Here is a 23,581-nt window from a genome sequence, read left to right as displayed (position 1 = left end):
AACATTATCGCAATATAATTATTTTGGAGTGAGCCTGTGACTGAGAACACTAAGGCATTTGATAGCTGGCTTCGCACCCGTTTTGTTGAGATCAACAGCGAATTAGAAAAACTATATTGGCAACAAGACGATAAAGCGAATGTAGAGGGTGTCGGTGAGCACCTTAAACGTCAATTAGAGCAAGAAGGTAATGAGCATATTCGTGCATTACTGGCAGAGGGCAATACCGATGAAGGCTTTGATAATGCCTTTGACTTATTAGGTAATGTTGGCTTGTATATGGCGGCATGCCGTCGCCATGAGATCACTGAGCCTTCTCGTGAAACAAGTTCACCGCTTGTTGAAGCTTCTGCGTTGGCAATGCACATTGGTGCATCTATTGGCGTAACCCCACGTTTTGCAACGGCACATTTAACCACCCACAATAAAGCGGTTGATGGTTTGTATAAGCGCTTTACTGACCTTGAAGATGAGAAAATCTTTATTGATTACAATACCAAGGGCATTTTAGCGTATAAGCGCGCGGCAGATGCTTTATTAAAAATTCAGCCATTAGGGATATCACACCCTATCGCAGCAGATTTACTCGCAGTGGCAAAACAAGCATTGCTTGATGTGATTGAGTCGAATAATACGTTATACAACAAGCTCGATACAGACCGCTTTTTCTATTGTGTACGCCCTTATTACAAGCCGTATCGAGTAGGTAAAGAGGTATATCGTGGCGCGAATGCCGGTGATTTTGCGGGCATTAATGTTATCGATTTATTGCTTGGTCTTTGTTTTGCTAATGAACCTAGTTACTCGCAAATGCTGGTGGATAAATTCTTGTATATGATGCCTGAAGATCAACAGATCCTGCGTGAAAGCATGCGTATGACAAGCATTATGGATGACTTTTTAGCGGCAGAAGCTGAGCGCGATAGCGAATGGTTACAAACTAACTTAAAGCTGTTCATTCAAGTGTGTAAACTGCATGGTGATACTGCCATTGGCCACCATAATCAGTTGGTCAGTAAATACATAGCGCAGCCTTCACAGCAAATGCAGCAACAACATATGGATAAAGTCACTGCCAGTGGGCCGCCTTTGCATGTGTTACTTAACTCACTAGAGCAGTTACGTGATCGCCGTGCGGCAGCAAAAAGGGACGATATTCGAACTCGGTTTGATGATTTAACTAAGTTAAAACAGTGGATTAAGTAATGAGTAAAGACGATTTTGTAATTCCACAAGGCAGCTATTTGCTTAACCACTCTGTTGGGCGCCCCTTAAAATCTGCTGAGCAGCATTTTCATCAGCAGTTTTTTGCTGCTTGGCAAAATGAAAATAAAGAACCATGGCAACAGTGGTTGCAAGGTGTTGAGGCATTTACGAGTAGTCTCGCTAAATTATTTAACTCGCACAGTGAGTTATTTTGTCCACAAGTTAACTTATCGAGTGGTTTAACCAAGCTGTTGATGTCGCACCCGCGACTTCAACAAGAAAATTGCAAAGTATTGATGGCCGAAAGTGACTTTCCAAGTATGGGTTTTGCGATGCAAAAGGCCCTACCGGAAAGTGCTGAAATCGTGTTTATAGGTAAGCATGAAGACCTAACCGATGCGCAGATTTGGCAGTCATATTTAGCGAAAAATGATATTGATTTAGTCTTTATTAGCCATGTTTATTCAAACACGGGTCAGCAAGCGCCTATTCATGAAATTATAAATATCGCGAAACAACACAACACATTGAGCTTACTAGATGTTGCGCAGTCTGCGGGTATTTTAGAGGTCGACTTAACTAAGCTTGATGCCGATTTTATGTTGGGCTCGAGTGTTAAATGGTTATGTGGTGGGCCTGGTGCTGCTTATTTATGGGTTAGCAGCAAGCAGCTTTCACTTTGTCAGCCACAAGATGTTGGTTGGTTTTCTCATCAAAATCCGTTTGAGTTTGATATTAAGCACTTTGCTTATCATCAAACCGCATTGCGCTTTTGGGGCGGTACCCCTTCAGTTGCACCTTATATTTTGGCTTCGCATAGTATTAATTACTTTGCTGATCTTGGTATTGAGAAAGTACGTGCTCATAACTTAGCAATGCTCGCGCAGTTTCATGATCAATTAGCTGATTATATGCGCTCACCAATACAGGCTGACAAATGCTCTGGTACGGCTATTATGCATTTTGGCGAGCAACAAGCGGCTGTTAAAGCTGCGCTTATTGCAGCGAATATTGCGGTTGATGAACGTCACTTAGGCTTAAGAGTCTCTGCTCATATTTATAATGATCAGCAGGATATAGATACTTTTATCACGACTGTGAAAAGCGCTTTAAATTAAGTGCTTGTCGAGCCTTTGCTTTGACTGAACGCCAATGCGTCATTGGTTTTTCTGGGACCAGCGCTAAAACTTGCTCAAAGTCGATGTCATCAATACTGACTTCGTTGCTGTGGGCAAACATAATCCGTTTTGGTTGTAGCGCTTTTAGCATCAACAAAGAGCTTAAATACAGCTTAGGGTAAAAAACAGGAAAGGGTGGCACAAGCTGCCCTTTTACTTTTACTAGTAAATCAGCAATGTAAATTCGCTCGCTAGGAATATGATAAAGGCTAATATCTCGGTCAGTGTGACCTGGGCTATGTAGTGCTTGCCAATCGTCAAAGCCGGGTAGGGTTGCATCAGTAGCAAGGTAATAATCTGCATCTAGATGGCGGCTGTACCAAAGGTTGTGGCGTTTTTTATTTAACCTACCTGCGACCCACCAAGCCAAAGCGATATCGGTTAAATGCATTAAGAAACCATCAATGCCTCTATACCATTGACCTGGAGCGTTCGACGTAGCTATTTTGCCGCCACTTAACTTTCTTAGTGCATGCGCTCCACCGGCATGATCTGGGTGCATATGGGTGACTACAATCAGTTTTAAGTCAGTGATGGGGCGCTTTAGTTGTTCGGTAATATAGTCAAATACAGTATCAACATCAGCACGGCAACACCCATCAAGCAGCATCAATTTATCTGGATATTCAACTAAATAGATATTTTGAATATAACCTTCGAGCGTGTGAATGTGCAAAACAATTGACCCTTAAACTAAATCAGCAAATGTTGTTATATCATGTCTGACCAGTTTTAGTAAGTTAAGCTAATTGGATTGCGTGCCTCGCTCTTTGAGCTGCTTTTTGTTTTCTTCTAACTGTGCTACCTGTTTTTCGAGGATGCTGATTTGGCTCTTATAGTAAGCGTTAATACGCTCACTTTGTTTGCTGATAGCATCATCAATAGACGCTGCGCCTAACCTATTTGCGGCATCTTGCGTCATATTATTGAGTTTATCGATGCGCTCACTTTGTTGTTTTTGTAGTTCTTTAATTTCTAGCTGAAGGCGCTCTATTTCACGATCGGCTTTTTGAATTTTTAAATAATCTTCAACACTTAAGTCGGCAGGCTTTTGTGGTTTTTGCGGCTGCTCTGTAGCTGGTGTTTGGCTAGTTGCTGGTGGCGGTGCAATTTTCACGATTACTGCATCTTTTCCACAAGGCTGTTCCGTAAAAGTGGCAACCCCGTCAATCATGCACTTATAAATAGTGGCTTGACTGTTGGTGCAGGTAAGTAGGGCAAGAGTAAAAAATGCAAAACGAAACATAGCATCACTTTGTGTAGCAAATAGATACTTAGCATGCATGAAATATAATGAAGTGTGCAAGTTTTCGGGCATAAAAAAACCGCTTAAAAGCGGTTTTTAATAATAAAATGGTGGAGAAGGAGGGATTCGAACCCTCGATAGAGCTACAAACCCTATACTCCCTTAGCAGGGGAGCGCCTTCGGCCACTCGGCCACCTCTCCAGCGCATAATTCTGATTGTAATTTGCTGAAATTAATCAACAAATAAAAATAAGTGGTGGAGAGATAGGGATTTGAACCCTAGAGGGGCTACAAACCCCTGCCGGTTTTCAAGACCGGTGCATTCGACCACTCTGCCATCTCTCCACATCGTGATGCGAGAATAATACTTAGCTGAATCGGCTGTGTAAATAGGAAAAAGTTTGTTTGCTTGTTTTTTGAGCGTAAAGAGGGAGTTTTTTGTAAAAAGGTTTAATTAATTGCTGTTTTTAACTTAAAAGAAAGGGATTGGAGCAGTAAACGGAGGAGCTAAAGAAGGATCTTCGTTAGTGGTTGGGTGTTTACTGCACCGATAAAGTAACCATGGTTGGGGATTACTTGTGTTGTACTGCGCCGCCAAGAGCTAACTTTTTGCCGTAGCGATTAAGTTTTGCCAACATTTTTGCTTTGCGGTTTGTTGGTTTTACGGCAACATGAGTTGCAGCGTTTTGGTTTAATGTATTAATTGGGTTCATTACTTTGCTCCGGGTTGTGTTTGGTTGAAAACGTGAGTATTTTGCAATCAAACTGAACAAAAATAAAACGATAAAAATTGAGTCTGTCGGATAACTTTTTCTAATCCAAAAGCCTTTTATTAACATGGGGTTAAGTTTTTACCTTACTGATATCTTGCATGCTTATGCAGTTTCTTTAACGCTGAAGTGTAGGTAAATAAAGGTTTTTAATTTTTATTATTTTTATTTATGCGTTTTTAGAGTGAGAAAGTGACTAATTATTCAGATTAATATAATTTGAACGAGTGTGGTGTTTTTGCCGTGCAAGAAAAGAAGTAACCGTTGATGTTGATAATAATAAAGCCAAGTGACAAAAAAAATCATAAAAACAGTGTTGATTGGCTACTAAAAGAATGTAAAAAAAGACAGATTGAGCCTGAATTGTATTTAACCACAGGCAAGTTTGAGAATGATTGCGCTGATATAGCGCTTTTGGCTAAAAACCAAACTCAAGTTGTGGTGATTGGTGGTGATGGGACGCTGCATTTAGCTGTTAATGCATTAATGTCGAGTCGCTGTTCTATCGCGTTAATTCCGGCAGGCACAGGAAATGATTTTGCTCGTGGCTTTGCGTGTAAACAACAAGCTTGGTATGACGCTGTTTTTAATAGCCGTACAGAGTTAATCGATGTTGGACAAATCAATCAGCGCTATTTTATTAATGTGGCGGGAATAGGTTTTGACGCTGAAGTCGTGACTCAACTAAATAAAGCCGGAAGTTTTAGCTCGTTTGGCTACACTTGGCAGGGCATCAAGCAGCTATTTTCATTTAAGGCACAGTCACTTCAGGGTGAGTTTAATGGTAAAGCACTCAGCTACAGTAATTTAGCGACGATTTTTGCTAATCATTATTACTTTGGTGGTGGCTTAAAGATTGCCCCTCGGGCAAAGTTAAATGATGGTCAGCTTGATTGCTACTGTATGCCAGCTGGCGGTTTATTGAAAAACCTGATCAGCTTTTTGTATTTACTGCTCGTAAAGCATCATGGTTTGCAAGCGCTAGAATATACCCAGTTAACAACTGCAGAGGTCACCACGAAAGGGTTGGCTATAGAAGCCGATGGTGAGCTTGTTGGTTTTACTCCGGCTAAAGTTAAGATTCACAAACAAGCACTTCGTTTTCATGTGCCATAAAAAAGCGCCGGCAAAATTTGCCAGCGCTTGGTGTTAGAGGCGACATAGTCACTTCTAACTGGGGACGGAGCTTTTTTGCTGCAAGTTACGCGCAGCAAAAAATGCTTTAATTTGTCGAGTAGGAGTCAGCACGATAGCATTACCGAATAACACTAGGCTAAAACCCATAAAGGTATTCGCTTGCCATTCAAATCCTTCAAATAAAGTACTTAACACCACTGCAACCAGTGGGAATAACACGATCACATAGCTTGCGCGCTCAGGGCCGATGTTTTTAAGTAGCGCGAAGTAACAAGCAAATGCGATTACGGTGCCAAACACTGCTAAGTAGAAAAGCGATACCCAATAGCTACTTGGGGCGTTCAACGTGAGCTCAACGTCGCTTACTAAAACATAAGCAGCTAGACCTAAAGCGCTGTATAACATACCCCAGGCATTGCCTTGAAGTACGCCAATATTACGCTGAGAGTTTCGAACGCTGACCATATTTCCCAATGAAGCCACAAAGGTTCCAGATAGCGCAAGTAGTAACCCGACCAACGCACCATTACTCAAGTCGAATTGCTGAATTTGTGGCCAAAATAAGCTGGCAATACCCATTACGCCGAGTAGAGCGCCAAAGTAAATTCGTTTCGCAATTGGCTTTGCGAAGAACAAGCGGGTGTTAATAATGTTCATCAATAGCAACATCGAAAACGCTATTGAGGCCATTGCTGAGGTGAGATAGTTCTGCGCCCAATACAGCACTAAATAATTTAAACCAAAGTTAAATAAGGCTAATAAAGCAAAAAATCCGTGATCACGCAGTGAATAATGCATAGGTAGCTTTTTCATGAGCACAAAGGCCCACATTAAAATGGCTGCAATGGCAAAGCGGTAAAATAAAGAGACCTCAACAGCGACATCACCTAGTTGAAACTCAATAGCTAGCCAAGTCGATCCCCAGATCAGTACTGTAGCAAGGTAGAGAGCGGCGCTTTTCATAGTTAGTACCCAAAAATTGAAAGTATGTTCATTTTAATCCTCTTCTGTATACTTAACATATACAGAAAACTAGAAATGCAACCTATACAGTTTGGTGGGCTATGTCACAAGTTATCAGTCGTAGTAACAGTGAGTTCTTATATCAACAAGTTATTCAGCTAGTTAGAGATCTTTGCTTGCAAGGCTCGTTATTACCGGGTGAAAAGTTACCTTCGCTCAGAAAAATGGCAGACAAGCTCAATATTAGTATTCCTACTGTAAAACAGGCGTATCAATTACTTGAAGGGCAAGGATTGATTGAAGCAAGAGAAAAGTCAGGGTACTTTTTAAAGTCTTCACAGTTAAATCAGTCACGACCAAAGCGAGTTAGGCTCAGTCGAGAGCCTACCACAGTCAATAAGCAAGGCTTGATTGAGCAAGTCTACAGCGCTATCCATAAAGCTAATGTGGTGCCATTTGGTATCGCCAACCCTGTAGCCGCAGCACCAACAGATAAAGCACTGGCACGAACAATGCGCCGAGTAATGACATTAGCGGGCGCATCGGCAATTAATTACGGCCCGATGGATGGCTTTGCACCACTTAAAAAACAACTCATTCATCGCTATCTGGATTTTGGCATTGGGGTTGATAGCGATGAACTAGTGATCACCAATGGTGCTCAAGAAGCGTTGGCGATTGCCCTTAAGTGTGTTGCTAAACCCGGTGATGTTATTGCTATCGAGTCGCCTTGTTATTTTGGCATTATCGAATTAATTGAAAGCTTAGGCTTAAAGGCGCTGGAAATACCGCTGTGCCCCGATGAAGGAATATGGCTAGATGATTTGGCTCAAGCACTCGATGAGCATGATATAAAAGCCTGTGTGTTTTCAACCTCATTAAATAATCCTGTTGGCAGTTTTATGCCTGATGCCAAGCGTGAGCAATTAGTGGCACTTTTAGAGCAGCGTGACGTGGTGCTTATTGAGGATGATGTTTATGGTGACTTACATTTTACAGCTAAGCGTGCCACTCCTGCACAAGCTTATTCAAAAAAGGGCTTAGTGATCACCTGCGCGTCGTTTTCAAAAACAGCTGCTCCCAGTTATCGCATAGGTTGGATCATTGCTGGTAAGTTTGCAGAGCAAGCAAGGCGACACAAACGCGCGCTTAGTTGCTCCGCGCCACTTATAAACCAGTGGACCTTGTATGAGTTTATAGCTAGCGGTGAGTACGACCGTAACATTCGTTTGCTTAGACAGCGCTTAAGTACCAACAAAGAGCGTATGATTTGGTGCCTGCAGCAATATATGCCAAGTTGTGCGCGTATTAGTAATCCGCAGGGTGGCTGTGTTATCTGGGTTGACCTTGGTAGCCAATATGATGCGGTAAAGTTATTCCATTTGGCACTTGAGGCGGGGATCAGTATTACTCCAGGGTTGATATTCTCAGCGGGTAAAAAGTACCGTAGCTGTTTTCGTTTAAGTTATGGCTTGCCTTGGTCTGAGAATTTAGAGCAGGCGATTAAAACGTTATCGCAGCTGACTGTGCTGGCCAAAAAATAAAAAAGCGCAGAGCAAGCTCTGCGCGAAAGGACCAAGTGTTTTGGTTCAGGGATGTTAATTAGTCAATTACTCTGCATTCTGTTTGAAAGTAAATAGTTGATACTCTTTTAGCTCTGGTACTAGAACTACTAGCTCTTGCTCTTTATGAGCGATATCAGCAAAGCTGCCGCATAATGCATCTGCACGCTCTTCAAGTTGAGCTGCCTGTGTTTCTACACGAGCTTCGATTTGTGCGCCCATGTTTTCCATACGTTGCTCAAACTCATCCATGTCGCCACCTGAACCTAAAAGTTCAGAGCCTAGCGCCACTAAAATACTGCCCATCGATTGCATCATGGCTGACTCGACAGCCGATTCGATTTGCTCATCGAATTGGTCTTCAAAGTTTTGGCCAAATTTTTCGAAATTTTGCTGACCCATGGTGAACGCACCTTGCTGATAGAAAGCGTTTTGTACTTCTACGCTGATATCGTCCATTAATTCTGAAATGTCGCTTAGGCCATCAATATTGAAAGCATTTGAGACTTCTTCGATGGCTACACCAGCTATTTTTACACCATCAAGTGCGATATTTGCTACTTCAGGAAGTTGGCTGCGTAAGCTGTCTGAGTAATCTGCAATTGCTTGCTGTTGTGAAGCATCAAGCGACACGCTTTGACCATCGATATATAAAGTGTGCTGATCGATGATTTTCATAGTGCGATTATCGGCTGTGTATACTTCTAACTCGCTTGGTGTGATGCGTACATCATTTATAAATTCAACATCACACTGCTCACCGCTGAATGAAATATTTGTATCATTATCGTTATGAGCCATTGCGCCGGTAGCGATAAATAAAGAACTTACTAACAATAACTTTTTCATTTTTTTCTTTCCTGTTTGAAATGACACAAATACATAATCAAATTGAATGCCAAAATTTATAAGTTCAATTAATTCAATGCCTTGCTGTGTTTCTATGGTTTTTTAAAAATTGCGGGGAATAACTTTTTAACCATTTTTTAGTCAAATTAACTAAAAAATACACATGCATAAATGACTTTTATCGAAACGATAAAAAACTCTCACTTTTCAGAAATCAAATTTAGCGCTATTTATTCACAATATTGACATATGACCTATTTAGCATGGGTGTATGGCTTTATTTTGGTGGTTTTTTAGATACTAAATTACTACTGAGCTTTTTAATCTTTGCCAATTCATCGAGCAAATTTTAATCTCAAGAATTGGTCTCAAACACTTTATGGAGTGGGTTGTGGGTAAGACATTTAGTTATGACGCGCTAGATGACGATTTTGTTGAAGACGAGTACGAAATGGTCGGGCGTAATCAACACGACAAGAAAAAGCAACGCGTAAAGAAGAAGTTGGAAGACTATCTTGAACAAAAACGCTTGCGCAGAAACTTAGGCGACGACGACTTTGACGAGTACTTGAACGACTAAGCATAAATTTAGATAAAGAGGCAATTTGCCTCTTTATTGCTTTTAGGCTTTGTTATTTGCCCAGTGCAGCTGCGATGTCTGACTCGAGCTGTTCAGGTTTTGTCAGTGGCGCATATCGCTTAATGGCCTTGCCATCTTTACCAATTAAAAATTTGGTGAAGTTCCATTTTATTTTGCGGGTGATAAACCCCGGTAATTCTGATTTTAGGTATCTAAAAACAGGGTGAGCATGTTCGCCATTCACATCGACTTTGCTCATCATTAAAAAGCTAACGCCATAGTTAATAAGGCAGCCTTCTTTAATTTCTTTTGCATCACCTGGTTCTTGTTTGCCAAACTGGTTACATGGAAAACCAATTATTACTAAGCCTTGCTCATGATACTTTTCGTGCAGTGCTTGTAAGCCTTCATATTGTGGAGTGAAACCGCATTTACTTGCGGTATTTACAACAAGCACAACCTTGTTTTCAAAATCAGAAAAGTCAACGGTTTGGCCTTGTAGGCTGGTGGCAGAAAGTTGGTGAAATTCGCTCATAATGATAACTTTTTATTATTGTTGCATTGATTCTAACTTGCTTGGCATCTTTCTAAAAGGGTAAATTTTAATCAGCGGTTCTTCTTACTTGGCGTTAAGTATCGTAGCTAACTTAAAATTATAAATAATCCCATACCTGCCAGTGTTGTGTAGTATATGTTATGTGTTTTATAGGCCACGATAACAGACAAAATAGCAGCACTTAGATAAGGATTTTGCCACTCTAGATTTATCCCTTCGTCATTAATAAACACAATGGGCACCCAAATTGCGGTGAGTACGGCTGGGGCGCTAAAACTTAAAAATTGCTGCATTTTCGGACCGACTTTGAATGGTAATGCGCGGTGCAAAAATAAGTAACGTGTGAAGAAGGTAATACACGCCATTAATAAAATGGTGATCATCATAGCGTATGCTCCTCTTTTGCTTGCCAGCGACTAATTAGATAACCAACCGTCATAGCGATAAGAGCCGCGGTGACAAGCCAAAGTTGAAAGCCCTGACTTTTTAATAGTGTTGCTACAACGCCTGCGGTGATCACTGTAGCCAGTGTTGCAAGGTTCTTTACACCCGGAATAACTAAAGCAATAAACGTGGCAGCGATGGCAAAATCAAGACCTAGGTGTGTTAAATCGGGAAGTAAGCTTCCTGCGACAATACCAAGGAGGGTCCAGATATTCCAGGCAATATAAAAACTAAAGCCGGCACTTAGCGCGTAAATAAGGCGCACTTTTGTGCGGTAGGCTTTGTGATGATGCGAAAAAGCAAATAATTCATCTGTTAGTACAAAACTCACTGGCAGTCGCCAACGAAAGGGTTGATCTATTACTTTGTGGCGAATAGCTAAACCATATAAAAAGTGCCGTGAGCTAATAATGAGTGTGGTAAATAAAATAGTTAAAAGCGGCGTGTTTCCTGCCATTAATTCAATCGCAACGAGCTGTGCTGAGCCTGCAAATACCAATAACGACATAGCTTGTGTTTCTAAAGCACTGAAGCCATTTTGAACTGCTAACGAGCCACATAAAATTCCCCAAGGTAACACCGCAAGGCATAAGGGGAGCATGTCGAAAAATCCTTTTAGCAAGGCTCTTATTGTTGATTTATGCATCTTATCGCTCATGTTTGATGTTATGGCTCAGATCAAAACAGCTGAAATAGAGGTGTGTCAAAATAACTGAAGTTTGCAATAATGTATAGCCGAGCCTGTTGCTGAAATCATTAGCGTCTTTTAAAGGGAAAGTTACAATGTCTAAAGTTAAAGTATGGGATGGCTTTATAAGAAGCTTCCATTGGTTATTAGTTGCGGCCATCGCAACCCTCTATTTTAGTGCTGAAGAAGGTATGTTGGAGCTGCACTTTGCTGCAGGCTACTTCACTCTAGCGCTTATTATTACACGTCTTGTTTGGGGCATTATTGGTAGTAAAACGGCAAAGCTGTCTGCGCTGATTCATTCACCAATCGCCGCAATTAAATCGTTTACAAGCAATGAACATAAGGCGGGTCATGGCGCGGCGGGTAGTTATATGGTGATAGCCTTTTTTGCGTTACTTATCGTACAGTTAACCTCTGGCTTAATGACCAGTGACGATATCTTAACGGATGGTCCACTCGTTGAGCATGTATCCTCAGATACCGTAGAGTTTGCCGGTTGGTTACATCATTTAAACTTTGATATTTTGTTGTATGCCATTGTGTTGCATGTAATAGCGATTGTGATTTACCGCATTAAAGGAAAAAACTTAGTGAAACCTATGCTAACGGGCAGTAGCGACCAAGTTGCGGTTACTGAGCCTGTTACAAAATCGCCGTTGATAGCTTTTGTTATTTTTGCAGTGTGCTTAGTGGTGCTATTTACGACTTGGGGTGCAGAGCCACTCAGCTATTTGCTTGGGTAGGTAATTCAAGACATTAAAAAAGGCGCTAATAAGCGCCTTTTTAGTTCAAATTTTTAACTAGTCTTTGAAAGACTTATGGCAATCTTTACAGCCTTTAGCCCATGCGCCAAATGCTTTGCCAATTACTTTTTTATCGCCGCTTTGTGCTGCAACTGCTAGCTCATCTGCATATTGTTGGAAAGCAACTGCTTTTTTCATAAAGGTTTCGTTGTCGCTCCATACAGCTGCAAGTGCAGATGTATCACCCTTGTCAGAACCCGCTACGAAAGCTTCCCAAGGCATTTTAGATAATGCCGCTGCATTGTCGGCACGCTTTTGAAAACGTTCTGCATCAAAAGGTACTTTTCCTTTTAGCATATCGCCCATGTCGCCAATTTGTACGCGGATCATTGAAAATGCTGCCTGACGGTACTCGATTGCATCGCTTGGCTCTTCAAATACAGAATTTGCTGATGCGCCAAATGCCATTGTTGAAAGCATTGCACCCACTACTAATTGTTTTAATTTCATTCCTTTTGCCCCTTAAGATGTCATAAAAGTAAACTAACTGAGTTGTATCTTAGCTCAATATAATATTCAAGTGTATTGCGGTTAATCTTAACTTAAGTTTAATTTAATCATTAATATCAATATCGGCGAAGATCATGCCACGGCGCATGCTTCTGGTGGCTAAGAAAACCTCGCATAACAAAGATAAAAATCCACATATCAAAAGCGCCATAGCAGCCACAAAGCAGCTAGCAATTGTCACGCTCAAGTTGATAGATTGAATATGTGATAAGAATAGACACATAACCACAGCACATACTAATAAGGCACTGAGTACACTTAAACTAAAGGCGATATGAATGCAGCGAGAGCGTTTCAACAGTGCCCTTAGCTCTGTTGTTAATGACTTATTGAAGTCTTCATCAGTACTGACTTTAAGTTTACGTTCTAACTGCCGAGCTCGATCGGTAATACGTGCCAAGCGGTTTGAAAGCACGCCTAACGTTGCTGCAATACCGGTAATTAAAAAGACGGGTGCAACAGCAGTTTGAATTACTTTTGCCATGGTAAGAATGTTGATTACTTCTGAATTCATTTGAAAGTACTCTATTTATTAAAACTCAACACCTAATTTTCATTTACAAACATTTACAACTGCTCTTCACCATGTAAAGTTATTTATAAACAGTGGGTTGTGATTATTTGTGTGTTTCGATCTTAAATATTTGTAATTGTTTTGTAACTGAAATGTTGTTCTTGTTTGTGTTTCCGTTTTATATTAGTTCTGAAACTTTGTTTCAATCACTATTTAGACGATAACATAACATATCCCAGGGGAACCCATGTCTAATAATCTAATAAAAAGAACAGCAGTTGCTTTGGCTGTGACAAGTGCAATGTGCGCTAGTGCACAAGCTAATGACTTTTCTAAATATAATCTTGCCGGTAAAAAATTAATCAAAGCGAGCGCGGTAACTAAGAAAGAACAAAAAGTTCGCAGTGAAGCAACAAGTTGGTTAATTAAGTTAAATGCTCCTGCAAGTATCAATGCAAAAACAATGGGCGCGGATGTAGCGTCAATTCAAGCGCAAGCTAAAATAGCACAAGCAAGCGTAGAGCAAGCAATTAACAGTATGGACTTGCCTCTTCAAGTTGTTGCTAAAACTTCAACGCTAGTAAGTTCTGTTGTGGTAAATGGTAATAAGCAAGACGTCGCTAAGTTACTATCAAATTCTCAAGTAGAAGGCATTTACCCAGTATACGACTATGAGTTGCATGTTGCTGACAGCGCTGACTATATTGAAGCAACTCCGCTAGTATCTAACGGTTTAGCAACAGGTGAAGGTGTTCGCGTTGCTGTTCTTGATACAGGTATTGACTACACTCATACAGCCTTTGGTGGTGCGGGTACTGACGAAGCGTATGCTGCAGCAATTGCTGATCCTGCTTCAGTTGATTGGCCACAAGGTAAAGTATTAGGCGGTTATGACTACATCAATTATGACGATGATCCAATTGATGTGACAACTAACCACGGTACACACGTTTCTCACTCTGTTAATGGCATCGCGCCAAACGTAGATTTATTTGTTTACTCTGTATGTAATAGCGGTTGTCCTGGCCTTGCACAACTACTAGCGCTTGAGAGTGCAATGGACCCTGATGGCAATGGCGACATTAGTGACCGTGTTGATGTTATCAACATGTCTCTCGGTGGTGATTACGGTGATATTGCAAACGATGCAGTTGGCCTGTTCATCAACCAAGCGGTTAAACTTGGCACAAACGTTGTTATCTCTGCAGGTAATGATGGCGCTTACCCATTCATCGTTGGTGGTCCAAGTACAACTGAAAACGCTCTTTCAGTAGGTGCGATGACTCACCCTACCGGTGAAGAATCAATTGGTAGCGGTACAGTTGATGGTGAAGAAGCGATTGTACAGCCGGCCAGCTTTGGTCCACAGATGGCATTTAACTACACTAATGAAAACTTGGAACTTGTGTACCCTGATGCGAATCAAACGGCTTGTGAAGCGTTTGCTGACGACGTAGATTTTACAGGCAAAGGCGTTATCATCGACCGTGGTGCATGTGCATTCACAGTTAAAGTATTAGCAGCACAAGCTAAAGGCGCAGAGTTTGTTATAATTGCAAACAATAATGATGATGGCACGCCAGCACCTATGGGCGGTTCAGATCCGACTGTAACTATCCCTTCTGTAGGTGTAACATTTGCTGCAGGTACAGCACTTAAAGCGGGCGGTACATTTAACCTAACAGTTGAACGTCTAGTTCTTTCTGGTGCTATTGCTGACTTCACATCACGTGGCCCTTCAATGGGCGGTCTGTTAAAACCTGAAATTACAGCACCAGGTGTTAATATCATGACTGCTCACCCTGGTCTTGGTGATGGTCTTACTGGTGCAACAGGTACTTCATTCTCGGGTCCTATTACTGCAGGTGCGGTGAGCTTATTAAAAGAAGCGCTGCCAGAGCGAAACGCGTTTGAAATTAAAGCGACGTTAATGAACACGGCAAACCTAAATGTGACTATGGAGCCGTTAGCGCTTAACCCTGACGCTGAGCTTGCACCAATTAGTTATATCGGTGCGGGTCTTGTTGATGTAAATAAAGCGGCTAACTTACCAGTTGCTGCTTGGGCTGCAGATACTAAACAAGCAGCGCTTTCGTTTGGTTTAGTAAACGCATCTGAAACAGTTGAGCTTACTAAAACAGTTCAAGTTAAGAACTTCTCTAACGAAGACCAAGTGTACACACTTTCTCTTGAACAGCGTTATGCAGATGATGTTGAACGTGGTTCATTCTCTCTTGACTACCCAGAGTCAATTACAGTGCCAGCAGGCCAAACTATGTCATTTGATGTGACAGCGACGATTGATCCTGCAACATTACCTGAGTGGACATTAACGGATGACAATATCGGCTCACAAGATGCTACGGCTGATTTAACTAACCTAGAGCTTGATGGTGCGTTAATCTTCTCTGATGGTAGTGATGAAGCATTCCACCTTGTATACCACGTATTACCAAAAGCAAATGCAGCAATGAGCTTCATGCCAGTAATGACGACAGATAATGGTGTTGCTCATGAGTTAACGAATACAGGTGCTGTAGCACTTGAGCCAATATTTGCTCCTACAGTAATGACTGATGATGTAGATGAAGACCAACGCTTTGATTTAGTTGGTGCATCAATCGAAACATTTGCAGTGTCTACTGATATCTGTGATAGCGGTTATGTAACTTTGACTACCCTTGTGATGAATGAAGGTATTACTCACTCTTACGTGGGTGGCTTCATGGCTGACTTCGACGTAGACCAAGATGGTACATACGATGTAACGGTACAAAATGGTAAGTTAGAATGGTTCTATGATGTTGAGCCAGGTACAGCAATTACCTTTACGCATGGCTACGGTAGCTCTTCAGGTAACCTTGATAATATTTACCAAATCATAGGTAATAACCACCTCACAATGCAAAGCTGTCTAGGTGCATTTGGCCTTACTGCTGATGATATTGGCCGCGCAACTGCAAATGTACGTTTCCGTACAGAAGAAGCAACGTGGACACCAATTGCATCAGGCGAAGGCGATGTTGCAATGGGCACATATACATTCACTGACGCATCAAGTGACGTATATGCAGCTCTAGTTGATGAATCAGGCGAAGTAGTTAGCTCATTAGAGCCAGGCGCTTCTGCAACACTATTGAACGCTGGTGCAGACTTCATGATCTTATCTGACTCAGGCTCAAAAGCATACGCAGCAACACCAAGCGAAGATGCTGATGTTGCCCCAGTTCTTGATGATGCATCATTCTCTGTAGATGAAAATACTGCGGTAGATACAGTGATTGGCACATTAGAAGCAACATATGGTGCTGAGCTTGCTAACCCTATCGCTGAATACATTGTAGTTAATTCTACTTCTTCAGCTGTTTCAGTGACTGCTTCAGGTGATGTTGTTGTTATAAACAGCGACATGCTTGACTACGATGCTGGCATGATGAGCATTGAGCTTGAAGTTGTGGCGGTAGATTCTGCAGGTAATATCTCTGAATCAGCGATGGTGACTGTTGAAGTTATGAACGTTGCTGACGAGCCAGAAGAAGTTAACCCAGTAATCGATGCTGAGCTTGGTGAGTTCTCTGTTCAAGAAAATGCCGCAGAAGGTACTGTAATTGGTACTGTGACTGCAACTGACCCAGATGCTGATCTGACTCCTATCGCAACATATGAAGTGACAGGTAGTGATAGCATTAGCATCAGTGATGCAGGTGAGTTAATGGTTGCGGGTGCTATCGATTATGAGCAAACAACCTCTATCGAAGTATCAGTAACTGCAGTTGACTCTGCAGGCAATATGTCTGAAGCGGTGACGATTACTATTGCAGTAACACAAGACCCGGCAGAAGATGTTGTAGCTGAAGAACCAGAGAAGAAAAAATCTTCTTCAGGCTCACTAGCATGGTTAACATTACTTGCTGCACCGTTCGCATTTATGCGTCGTCGTAAGCAAAAGTAATTACTTGATAAATAAGTGATAAAAGGGAGCTTCGGCTCCCTTTTTACATTGCTTCACAAAGGCTACTTATATATTGCAGTTTTTTTACTTATATTGGAGACAGAATAATAAAACGAAAACAGGAATCCCATGAAAGTTGGCCATTCACTTTGCCTTGCGGCACTCTCTTTAGCTGTTCTATCAGCGTGTAATAAAGTCCCCGATAATAAAGAACAAGCCGTTATTACAGAGCAAATTCAGATTGCAGCACCCGTCGCCAAAAAAATACCTCATGAAATGACCATTCATGGTGACACTCGTATCGATAACTACTATTGGATGCGTGATGATAAGCGCAAAGATGCCGCTGTTATTGCGCATTTGAATGCTGAAAATGCGTATGTTGAAAGCAAGTTAGCGCATACACAAACACTACAAAACACCCTGTTCGAAGAACTTAAAGGGCGTATTGAGAAGGATGACGATACGGTACCGACAAAAAAAGGGGAATATTACTATTTCTCACAAACGCGCGGTGATGACGAATACCCAGTGTATGTGCGCAGCAAAGATAGCCAAGGGGAAGGTAAGCAGGTTATCTTGAATGTGAATGAGCTTGCTAAAAATCATGACTATTTTGCCGTAACAGGTTTAGCTGTCAGCCCAAATGGCAACTTGCTGGCTTATGGTGAAGACACTGTGAGTCGTCGTATTTACACAATTAAAGTAAAAGATTTAACCACAGGTAAAATGCTCACAGAGAGTCTTGAAGGTACAGAAGGTGATGTCGTGTGGGCTAATGACAACAAAACCTTTTACTACATCAAAAAAGACCTACAAACGCTGTTAGGCTACCAAGTATATCGCCATACACTAGGCACCCCTCAAGCCGACGACGAACTCGTTTACGAAGAGAAAAATACCAGTTACTACACCGGTATTTATAAGAGTAAAGACCAACAAGAAATCTATATTAGCCATGGCAGTACCAGTGCATCGGGTGTGTCGGTTATTGATGCCAATGATGTCAAAGCAATGCCAAAGCGTTTTATTGAACGCGAAGCTGGGCTTGAATATGACATCAGTAAATTAGGCGATTGGTACTACATCGTTACTAATTTAAATGCAGTTAACTTTCAACTGATGAAAGTTCACCGCGATAAGGCTCATGATAAAGCTAACTGGCAAACGCTAATTGCTGGTCGTGATAACGTGAAACTTGAAGGCATTGAGTTATTTAATAATCACTTGGTGTATGAAGAGCGAGAAATGGGGCAAACCCGAATTACTATTCGTGACCTTCGTAACCAACAAGAGCAAGTCGTTGCATTTAATGACCCAACTTACATGGTCTTCAGTTATGGCAATCGTGAGTTAGATAACTCTAACTTACGTGTTTACTATTCAAGTATGACGACGCCAAGCAGCAGCTACGATATCAACCTAGAAAGTGGCGAAAAAACACTGCTTAAGCAACGTAAAGTATTAGGTGATTTCAATCCTGACAACTATGCCTCTGAGCGAGTTTATGTGACGGCTAGGGATGGTGTCGATGTTCCTGTGAGCCTTGTTTATCGTAAAGACAAGTTCAAAAAAGACGGCTCGAATCCGCTTATGCAATATGGTTATGGTTCGTATGGTGCGACCATGGATCCGAGCTTTTCTAGCTCTCGATTAAGCTTACTTGATCGTGGTTTTGTGTTTGCGATTGCGCATATCCGTGGCTCACAAATGCTGGGTCGTCCTTGGTACGAAGACGGCAAGTTGCTGAAAAAACAAAACACCTTTAATGACTTTGTTGATGTGACTAAATCATTAGCAGCTCAAAAGTATGGTGATAAGGATAATATTTTTGCCATGGGTGGCAGTGCAGGAGGCTTGCTAATGGGGGCTGTTGTGAATCAAGCACCTGAACTTTATAAAGGGGTGATTGCTGCTGTGCCTTTTGTTGATGTAGTTACGACCATGCTAGATGCCAGCTTGCCACTGACAACGAATGAGTATGACGAGTGGGGTAACCCGAACGATAAAGTCTATTACGATTACATGCTGTCATATTCCCCGTACGACCAAGTTAAGAAGCAGGCTTACCCAAATATGCTAGTCACCACCGGCTTACACGACTCTCAAGTTCAGTATTTTGAGCCTGCAAAATGGGTTGCTAAGCTACGTGAATATAAAACCGATGATAACCTGTTGCTGTTCAAAACCGACATGGAAGCAGGGCACGGCGGTGCTTCTGGGCGCTTTAAAAGCTTGCAAGATACCGCTTTATATTACGCCTTTATGCTCGATTTGGCGGGTATCGAAAAATAATAACAACGCAGGCATCCGTGATTAAGCGGGTGCCTGCATAGCTAAATTAAAGCGAAATTCACTGCCTTTTCCTAAGGTACTTTTTACGTTTATTTCACTATCCATTAGGGTGAGCAGTTGCTTGCAAATAGCAAGTCCCAAGCCAGTTGAGCCTCGTTTTATACTATTACGAGCCTGATAGTGAGGTTCGAAAATCGCATTGAGTTCATCCTCATGAATACCAACCCCGGTATCAGACACTGCTACGTATAACTGATCACTTTGCTGGCTAACCTTAACGGCAATTTCACCGCCATGTGGGGTGTGCCGAATGGCATTTTCGATTAAGTTTGTAAGTACCCGCTCTAATTTTGCAATGTCTGCTGTCACGGTAAAATCGCAGATTTCAGGAATAACTTTGAGTGAAATTCCCGCTGATTGCGCTGTTAGAGCAAGCTTTGCCACACAATCATAAATTAACTCGCCCAAATTAAAGGTCTCGGATTGTATTTTCACTTGGCCGCACTCTAAATTAGCCAGCTCAAAAATTTGTTCAATCAGCTGTTTTAGTTGCTGGCAGTTATCCATTGCAAGGTTGAGATAATGACGTTGCTCAGGCTCGTTTAAGTGGCTATCCGGTTTATTGATCACCTCCAAAAAGCCGTGCAGTGAAGATAGCGGCGTACGTAAATCATGTGATAAGTGAGTGAGTAACTCTCTGCGTTGCTTATCGGCTTGCTGTAATGACTGAAACTGCTCATCAATACGCGCCAGCATGGCATTGACGCCTTTGCTTAAATTGCCAATTTCATCATCAGCACTGTAGCTAGAATCCAATGACATTCTGGTTAGGCTGTAGTTCGCTGCTTCTATTTTATTAAGCTCTTTATTGAGTTTTTTTAACGGTAAAGTGAAAAACCGAAACAACAGCAACATCGCAATAAAGAGCGCAACTAAGGCGGCTACAAACCACATTGCGGCTAGCCAAAGGTTATCATTGGCTTTAATGTTTTTAAGGGTTGTATCGTAAGCTTGCCCGCCAATTATCACGTACAAATAGCCTTGCAGTTGTTGCTGATTATAAACTGGTGCGGTCGAAAAAATTTTTACGCCATCGTTGCTACGTGGATCGTCACCATAAATTGGCGTGGCAGTGGGGTTGTCGAGCAGCTGCTGTATCGGGCTTAAGTTTATTTGTTGCCGCACGACTTGCCCCGGTTTGGCGGAATAAGTCAGTAAATGACCTTCTGGATCTACAAAATAAAATTCAAATGCCGGACCAAGTATCATCAGCGTGTGAAATAAGTTTTCTAGTGCCTTATAGTCATACACACCTTGCTGGATCAGTGGGTTATCATGCACTAAATGTTCGGCTAATTGGAGGTGCAAATTTTGCTGAGCATGGTGTACCGAGCTTTGCTCTAGCTGCTTACTCCAATTTAAAACCAGTGCGCACAACAGGCTAAAAATAAGCACTAATGACCAAGCGAGTTTTTGATAAAGCGTCATTGATTTCATTAGTTTGCACTCAATTGACCGGGGTTTAATTTATAGCCTACACCCCAAACTGTTTCGATAAAATTGGCTGAGTGATGTTGCTCAAACTTACTGCGTAAACGGTTTATATGGGAATTAACCGTATGCTCGTAGCCGCTGTGTTGATAACCCCATACTTGGTCAAGTAACTGTTGGCGGCTAAAAACATGGTTTGGGTGTTTGGCAAAGTAGACCAGTAAATCAAATTCGGTGGCGGTTAAGTTAATTGCTTGGTCAGCTAAAAATGCTTGGTGGCTGGCAAATTCAATGTGCAGTTCACCCAACTGGATTGCCGCTTGAGCGTTATCTTCATGGTGTGATTGAGCTGCTATAAGCTGTGACCTATGCCGTAATTGTGTTTTTATTCGTGCTTGTAATTCTCTGGCGAAGAACGGCTTGCAAATGTAATCATCAGCGCCCATCTCCAGACCAATCACTCTGTCCATATCGCTACTGAGTGCGGTCAGTAAAATAACGGCAATACTTGGGTAGTGCTCTTTAATTTTGCGACATAAGCTCAAGCCATCCATTTGTGGCAGGTTAATATCAAGCAGTACTAAGCCATAACTTGAGCTGGCAAGCTTCTTTATTGCAGCTTCTGCGCTCGAGGCTTCATCAATATGTAAGTTTAGGCAGTGCAATTGTGTGCTGATAAGTTGGCGGATTGCTCTATCATCTTCGACGATTAATAATTTTTCTTGGCGCATGGCTCACTCCAAATCACAGAGGCACATCCTTATGACCTTCTGTGTAAGGAGTGCGATTATTATTGCGTCCGCGTTATCGTGATCCGAGCAACCGGGTTATCAAACTTATGCTGGCTGGTGAGCACTGAGTTTGTCAGGCCATCATCTTGACTAACCACACCTGGGTGCATTGCAACACGGTTAATATCGTCACGCATTTCGTTGTAGCCTTCGCCTGAGTCGGCAGGGCCTGGGATCGTGCCTTGTGCTTCAGAGTTAGCCTCTGTGCCTGCATCATAGGCAAAACTAGTGCGAGACAGTGACTCATTAACCGCTAACGAAGACACGTCTATTGCATTAAGACCGGTAAACGCGTCATTTGTATTCACCAACATGGTCGCTAAGCTGATTTTTAATGAATCAAGCTGCTCAGTACTCAGCATTAAAGTGACTTGCTCACCTGGAGGGAGTGGACTCTCAGCTGAGCTTGAGGCCATAGCAAAATCAGTTGCTAATAATTCACTGTTATCTCCTCCTTCAGCCATTAATTCGAGCGCAGCTGAAGCTGGTTCACCTATTTGCCAAAGCATACCCTCAGAGTGAGCAATGGCTGCAATCGGTGACAATGGTTGGGCATTGGTTAAATTCGTAACTTGTACTGTAAATTCATAGCTCATAACGGGCATTACAGGATCTGTTACTTCCACCTCGTTATTATCTGAATCCCCACAGGCCGCAAGGCTGGCACTCAGTGCGAGGATAATTAAGCTTTTTGAAAAGCGCATAATAACCTCCTATTTAACCGTAACTGTTAGCATCGCAACTGGGTTTAACCATCTGTGTACGGTGTTGTCGAGGTCACTCATACCTGCTTCTAAATCGTCGTCACCTAAATTACCCGGATGAATATGCACCATCATATTGGTTTCGCTACTGGTGACGCCGCTACCATTCATACCTGCATTACCACCCGGTGCGGCAGGAATGCCTGGCGTACCCGGCATACCTGAACCCTCAACAACAAGCTCATCATTGGCTTCGGTGCCCGCATCATAGGCATTAAGATAAATAGTGTAGGTACCAGCTTCTGTTGGGATCATCCAACTATCTAAACCTACAAAGCCATCATTGGTAGGCAGTAGCATGGCTGTTAGAGATAAGTAGTTATTGCCATCCTTGGTGGATAAGCTCGCCACCGTTGAGCTTGCTGGGGCTAATAAACCTTCAGCTGGGTTGGCAACCATGTCGCTGTTTGCGGCTGTGGCTTCAGTCATTAATGGCTCGAGATTGCCACCTTCAGCCATAGTCTGTAGGGCTGTTGAAGCAGGCATAGCAACGCTGAAAAGTTTGCTGTCACTGTTATGGGCAGTAATGAGAATAGGGGTAAAGTGTAAACCTTGCGTGAGGTTAGTTAGTTTTATATCAAGCTCAGCAGCTTGGCTTGCAAGGCTAGTTACTGCGCATGCAGCGAATAAAGTTAAAGGTAAAGCTTTCATGTGAGATTCCTGTTTTTGATGATTCAAAACCAGTATCGAATAGCAATATCCAGAAACCCTCACGAAGTTATCACATTTTTATCACAACGTTGATTACAGCCTTTTTTGCTGGTTGAGAGTTTTAAATTTAACCAATTTAACTAGGGTAAAAAGTCATTACGGTTTATAGTAGAGAAACAAACAGACCCATAACAAGGAATTTAAAATGGATGATAATCAAAAAGTTGAAATAATTGTGGCAGACAAAGAGCAGCGCACATGGGCGATGTTTTGTCACTTAAGTGCCTTAGCAGGCTTGCTTTTCCCGTTTGGTTCGGTGATTGGGCCTTTGATTGTTTGGCTTGTAAAAAAAGAAGAAATGCCACTTGTTGCTGAGCATGGTCGCAAATCATTAAACTTTCAATTAACCATGATGATTGCTTACATTGTGTGCTTTATGCTGATGTTTGTTGTCGTTGGAGTCATCCTGCTGCCATTAGTAGCGCTATTCTCATTGATTATGGTGGTAGTATCGGCGATTAAAGCCAATGATGGTAAAGAAGTTAAATACCCTATGGCGATAGAATTTATAAAGTAAACTAATTGCCATATACTAAAAGCTCAGCCATTTGCTGAGCTTTTTTATGTG

Annotated in this window: 23 protein-coding genes and 2 tRNA genes; 9 read left to right on the top strand and 16 right to left on the bottom strand. The window is 42.0% G+C overall.

Going from position 1 to position 23,581, the window contains the following annotated elements; genetic code table 11:
- Positions 1–36 precede the first annotated feature (36 nt).
- Both AOG26_RS17800 and AOG26_RS17795 read left to right on the top strand, forming a co-directional pair.
- A complete protein-coding gene (locus tag AOG26_RS17800; protein ID WP_054563718.1) occupies positions 37–1,206 on the top strand; it encodes a PrnB family protein in 1,170 nt (389 codons plus the stop codon).
- Positions 1,206–2,324 (top strand): aminotransferase class V-fold PLP-dependent enzyme, encoded by a 1,119-nt coding sequence (locus AOG26_RS17795; RefSeq protein WP_054563717.1) that lies wholly within the window; start codon positions 1,206–1,208, stop codon positions 2,322–2,324. The genes AOG26_RS17800 and AOG26_RS17795 overlap by 1 nt, the downstream gene beginning before the upstream one ends.
- On the opposite strand, the gene AOG26_RS17790 is transcribed toward AOG26_RS17795, so the two are convergent.
- The 5 genes from AOG26_RS17790 to AOG26_RS20885 all read right to left on the bottom strand — a co-directional run bounded on the left by AOG26_RS17790 (position 2,296) and on the right by AOG26_RS20885 (position 4,343).
- Positions 2,296–3,060 carry an MBL fold metallo-hydrolase gene (locus tag AOG26_RS17790; protein WP_054563716.1) on the bottom strand — a complete coding sequence of 255 codons (765 nt, stop codon included), beginning with the start codon at positions 3,058–3,060 and terminating at the stop codon, positions 2,296–2,298. The genes AOG26_RS17795 and AOG26_RS17790 overlap by 29 nt on opposite strands.
- Before the next feature lie 69 nt (positions 3,061–3,129).
- Positions 3,130–3,630: a DUF4124 domain-containing protein gene (locus AOG26_RS17785; protein ID WP_160316773.1), complete on the bottom strand. Its 501-nt coding sequence runs from the start codon at positions 3,628–3,630 to the stop codon at positions 3,130–3,132.
- A gap of 108 nt (positions 3,631–3,738) precedes the next feature.
- Positions 3,739–3,831 (bottom strand) — tRNA-Ser (locus AOG26_RS17780).
- 53 nt (positions 3,832–3,884) lie between these two features.
- Positions 3,885–3,975: transfer RNA gene (locus AOG26_RS17775), tRNA-Ser, on the bottom strand.
- 227 nt (positions 3,976–4,202) lie between these two features.
- Complete coding sequence (locus AOG26_RS20885; RefSeq protein ID WP_166341396.1) at positions 4,203–4,343, bottom strand: hypothetical protein; 141 nt, start codon at positions 4,341–4,343, stop codon at positions 4,203–4,205.
- A 324-nt stretch (positions 4,344–4,667) separates the two neighbouring features.
- On the opposite strand from AOG26_RS20885, the gene AOG26_RS17765 reads away from it, so the two are divergent.
- Positions 4,668–5,516, top strand: a complete 849-nt coding sequence (locus AOG26_RS17765; protein ID WP_054563713.1) for a diacylglycerol/lipid kinase family protein — start codon at positions 4,668–4,670, stop codon at positions 5,514–5,516.
- 54 nt (positions 5,517–5,570) lie between these two features.
- Here the strand turns inward: AOG26_RS17765 and AOG26_RS17760 are convergent, their stop codons facing one another.
- On the bottom strand, positions 5,571–6,500 hold the full coding sequence (locus AOG26_RS17760) for a DMT family transporter (RefSeq protein WP_054563712.1): 930 nt from the start codon (positions 6,498–6,500) through the stop codon (positions 5,571–5,573).
- 101 nt (positions 6,501–6,601) lie between these two features.
- Between AOG26_RS17760 and AOG26_RS17755 the strand changes: the two genes are divergently transcribed.
- Positions 6,602–8,044: an aminotransferase-like domain-containing protein gene (locus AOG26_RS17755; RefSeq protein ID WP_054563711.1), complete on the top strand. Its 1,443-nt coding sequence runs from the start codon at positions 6,602–6,604 to the stop codon at positions 8,042–8,044.
- Positions 8,045–8,110: 66 nt separating this feature from the next.
- On the opposite strand, the gene AOG26_RS17750 is transcribed toward AOG26_RS17755, so the two are convergent.
- Entirely contained in the window at positions 8,111–8,911 is an 801-nt protein-coding gene (locus AOG26_RS17750; protein WP_054563710.1) for a YggN family protein, read from the bottom strand.
- Between the two features lie 391 nt (positions 8,912–9,302).
- Between AOG26_RS17750 and AOG26_RS17745 the strand changes: the two genes are divergently transcribed.
- Positions 9,303–9,491: a PA3496 family putative envelope integrity protein gene (locus tag AOG26_RS17745; RefSeq protein ID WP_082389337.1), complete on the top strand. Its 189-nt coding sequence runs from the start codon at positions 9,303–9,305 to the stop codon at positions 9,489–9,491.
- Positions 9,492–9,543: 52 nt separating this feature from the next.
- Here the strand turns inward: AOG26_RS17745 and AOG26_RS17740 are convergent, their stop codons facing one another.
- The 3 genes from AOG26_RS17740 to AOG26_RS17730 all read right to left on the bottom strand — a co-directional run bounded on the left by AOG26_RS17740 (position 9,544) and on the right by AOG26_RS17730 (position 11,137).
- The gene (locus AOG26_RS17740) at positions 9,544–10,026 is read right to left on the bottom strand and encodes a glutathione peroxidase (protein ID WP_054563709.1); all 483 of its coding nucleotides are present in this window, start codon (positions 10,024–10,026) and stop codon (positions 9,544–9,546) included.
- A 107-nt stretch (positions 10,027–10,133) separates the two neighbouring features.
- Entirely contained in the window at positions 10,134–10,433 is a 300-nt protein-coding gene (locus AOG26_RS17735; RefSeq protein ID WP_054563708.1) for an AzlD domain-containing protein, read from the bottom strand.
- Positions 10,430–11,137: an AzlC family ABC transporter permease gene (locus AOG26_RS17730; RefSeq protein WP_054563737.1), complete on the bottom strand. Its 708-nt coding sequence runs from the start codon at positions 11,135–11,137 to the stop codon at positions 10,430–10,432. Before AOG26_RS17730 ends, AOG26_RS17735 begins: the two co-directional genes overlap by 4 nt.
- 137 nt (positions 11,138–11,274) lie before the next feature.
- On the opposite strand from AOG26_RS17730, the gene AOG26_RS17725 reads away from it, so the two are divergent.
- Positions 11,275–11,925 carry a cytochrome b/b6 domain-containing protein gene (locus AOG26_RS17725; RefSeq protein ID WP_054563707.1) on the top strand — a complete coding sequence of 217 codons (651 nt, stop codon included), beginning with the start codon at positions 11,275–11,277 and terminating at the stop codon, positions 11,923–11,925.
- A gap of 57 nt (positions 11,926–11,982) precedes the next feature.
- On the opposite strand, the gene AOG26_RS17720 is transcribed toward AOG26_RS17725, so the two are convergent.
- Both AOG26_RS17720 and AOG26_RS17715 read right to left on the bottom strand, forming a co-directional pair.
- Positions 11,983–12,435 (bottom strand): c-type cytochrome, encoded by a 453-nt coding sequence (locus AOG26_RS17720; protein ID WP_054563706.1) that lies wholly within the window; start codon positions 12,433–12,435, stop codon positions 11,983–11,985.
- Between the two features lie 103 nt (positions 12,436–12,538).
- Positions 12,539–13,009, bottom strand: a complete 471-nt coding sequence (locus AOG26_RS17715) for a DUF2721 domain-containing protein (protein ID WP_054554628.1) — start codon at positions 13,007–13,009, stop codon at positions 12,539–12,541.
- A 247-nt stretch (positions 13,010–13,256) separates the two neighbouring features.
- Between AOG26_RS17715 and AOG26_RS17710 the strand changes: the two genes are divergently transcribed.
- Both AOG26_RS17710 and AOG26_RS17705 read left to right on the top strand, forming a co-directional pair.
- Positions 13,257–16,961 (top strand): S8 family serine peptidase, encoded by a 3,705-nt coding sequence (locus AOG26_RS17710; protein WP_054563705.1) that lies wholly within the window; start codon positions 13,257–13,259, stop codon positions 16,959–16,961.
- A 129-nt stretch (positions 16,962–17,090) separates the two neighbouring features.
- Positions 17,091–19,256: a S9 family peptidase gene (locus AOG26_RS17705; RefSeq protein ID WP_054563704.1), complete on the top strand. Its 2,166-nt coding sequence runs from the start codon at positions 17,091–17,093 to the stop codon at positions 19,254–19,256.
- Between the two features lie 21 nt (positions 19,257–19,277).
- On the opposite strand, the gene AOG26_RS17700 is transcribed toward AOG26_RS17705, so the two are convergent.
- The 4 genes from AOG26_RS17700 to AOG26_RS17685 are packed head-to-tail and all read right to left on the bottom strand — an operon-like array spanning position 19,278 to position 22,953.
- Positions 19,278–20,753 carry a sensor histidine kinase gene (locus AOG26_RS17700; protein ID WP_054563703.1) on the bottom strand — a complete coding sequence of 492 codons (1,476 nt, stop codon included), beginning with the start codon at positions 20,751–20,753 and terminating at the stop codon, positions 19,278–19,280.
- A complete protein-coding gene (locus tag AOG26_RS17695) occupies positions 20,753–21,478 on the bottom strand; it encodes a response regulator transcription factor (RefSeq protein ID WP_054563702.1) in 726 nt (241 codons plus the stop codon). The genes AOG26_RS17700 and AOG26_RS17695 overlap by 1 nt, the downstream gene beginning before the upstream one ends.
- A 59-nt stretch (positions 21,479–21,537) precedes the next feature.
- A complete protein-coding gene (locus tag AOG26_RS17690) occupies positions 21,538–22,242 on the bottom strand; it encodes a spondin domain-containing protein (protein WP_054563701.1) in 705 nt (234 codons plus the stop codon).
- Between the two features lie 9 nt (positions 22,243–22,251).
- Positions 22,252–22,953 (bottom strand): spondin domain-containing protein, encoded by a 702-nt coding sequence (locus tag AOG26_RS17685; RefSeq protein ID WP_054563700.1) that lies wholly within the window; start codon positions 22,951–22,953, stop codon positions 22,252–22,254.
- 205 nt (positions 22,954–23,158) lie between these two features.
- Here AOG26_RS17685 and AOG26_RS17680 point away from each other — a divergent pair, with 205 nt between their 5' ends.
- A complete protein-coding gene (locus tag AOG26_RS17680; RefSeq protein ID WP_054563699.1) occupies positions 23,159–23,530 on the top strand; it encodes a DUF4870 domain-containing protein in 372 nt (123 codons plus the stop codon).
- The last annotated feature ends 51 nt before the right edge of the window (positions 23,531–23,581 follow it).

The organism is Pseudoalteromonas sp. UCD-33C, assembly GCF_001306895.1.
Taxonomy (GTDB): Bacteria; Pseudomonadota; Gammaproteobacteria; order Enterobacterales; family Alteromonadaceae; genus Pseudoalteromonas.
This window is presented reverse-complemented; position numbering and strand designations above follow the sequence as displayed.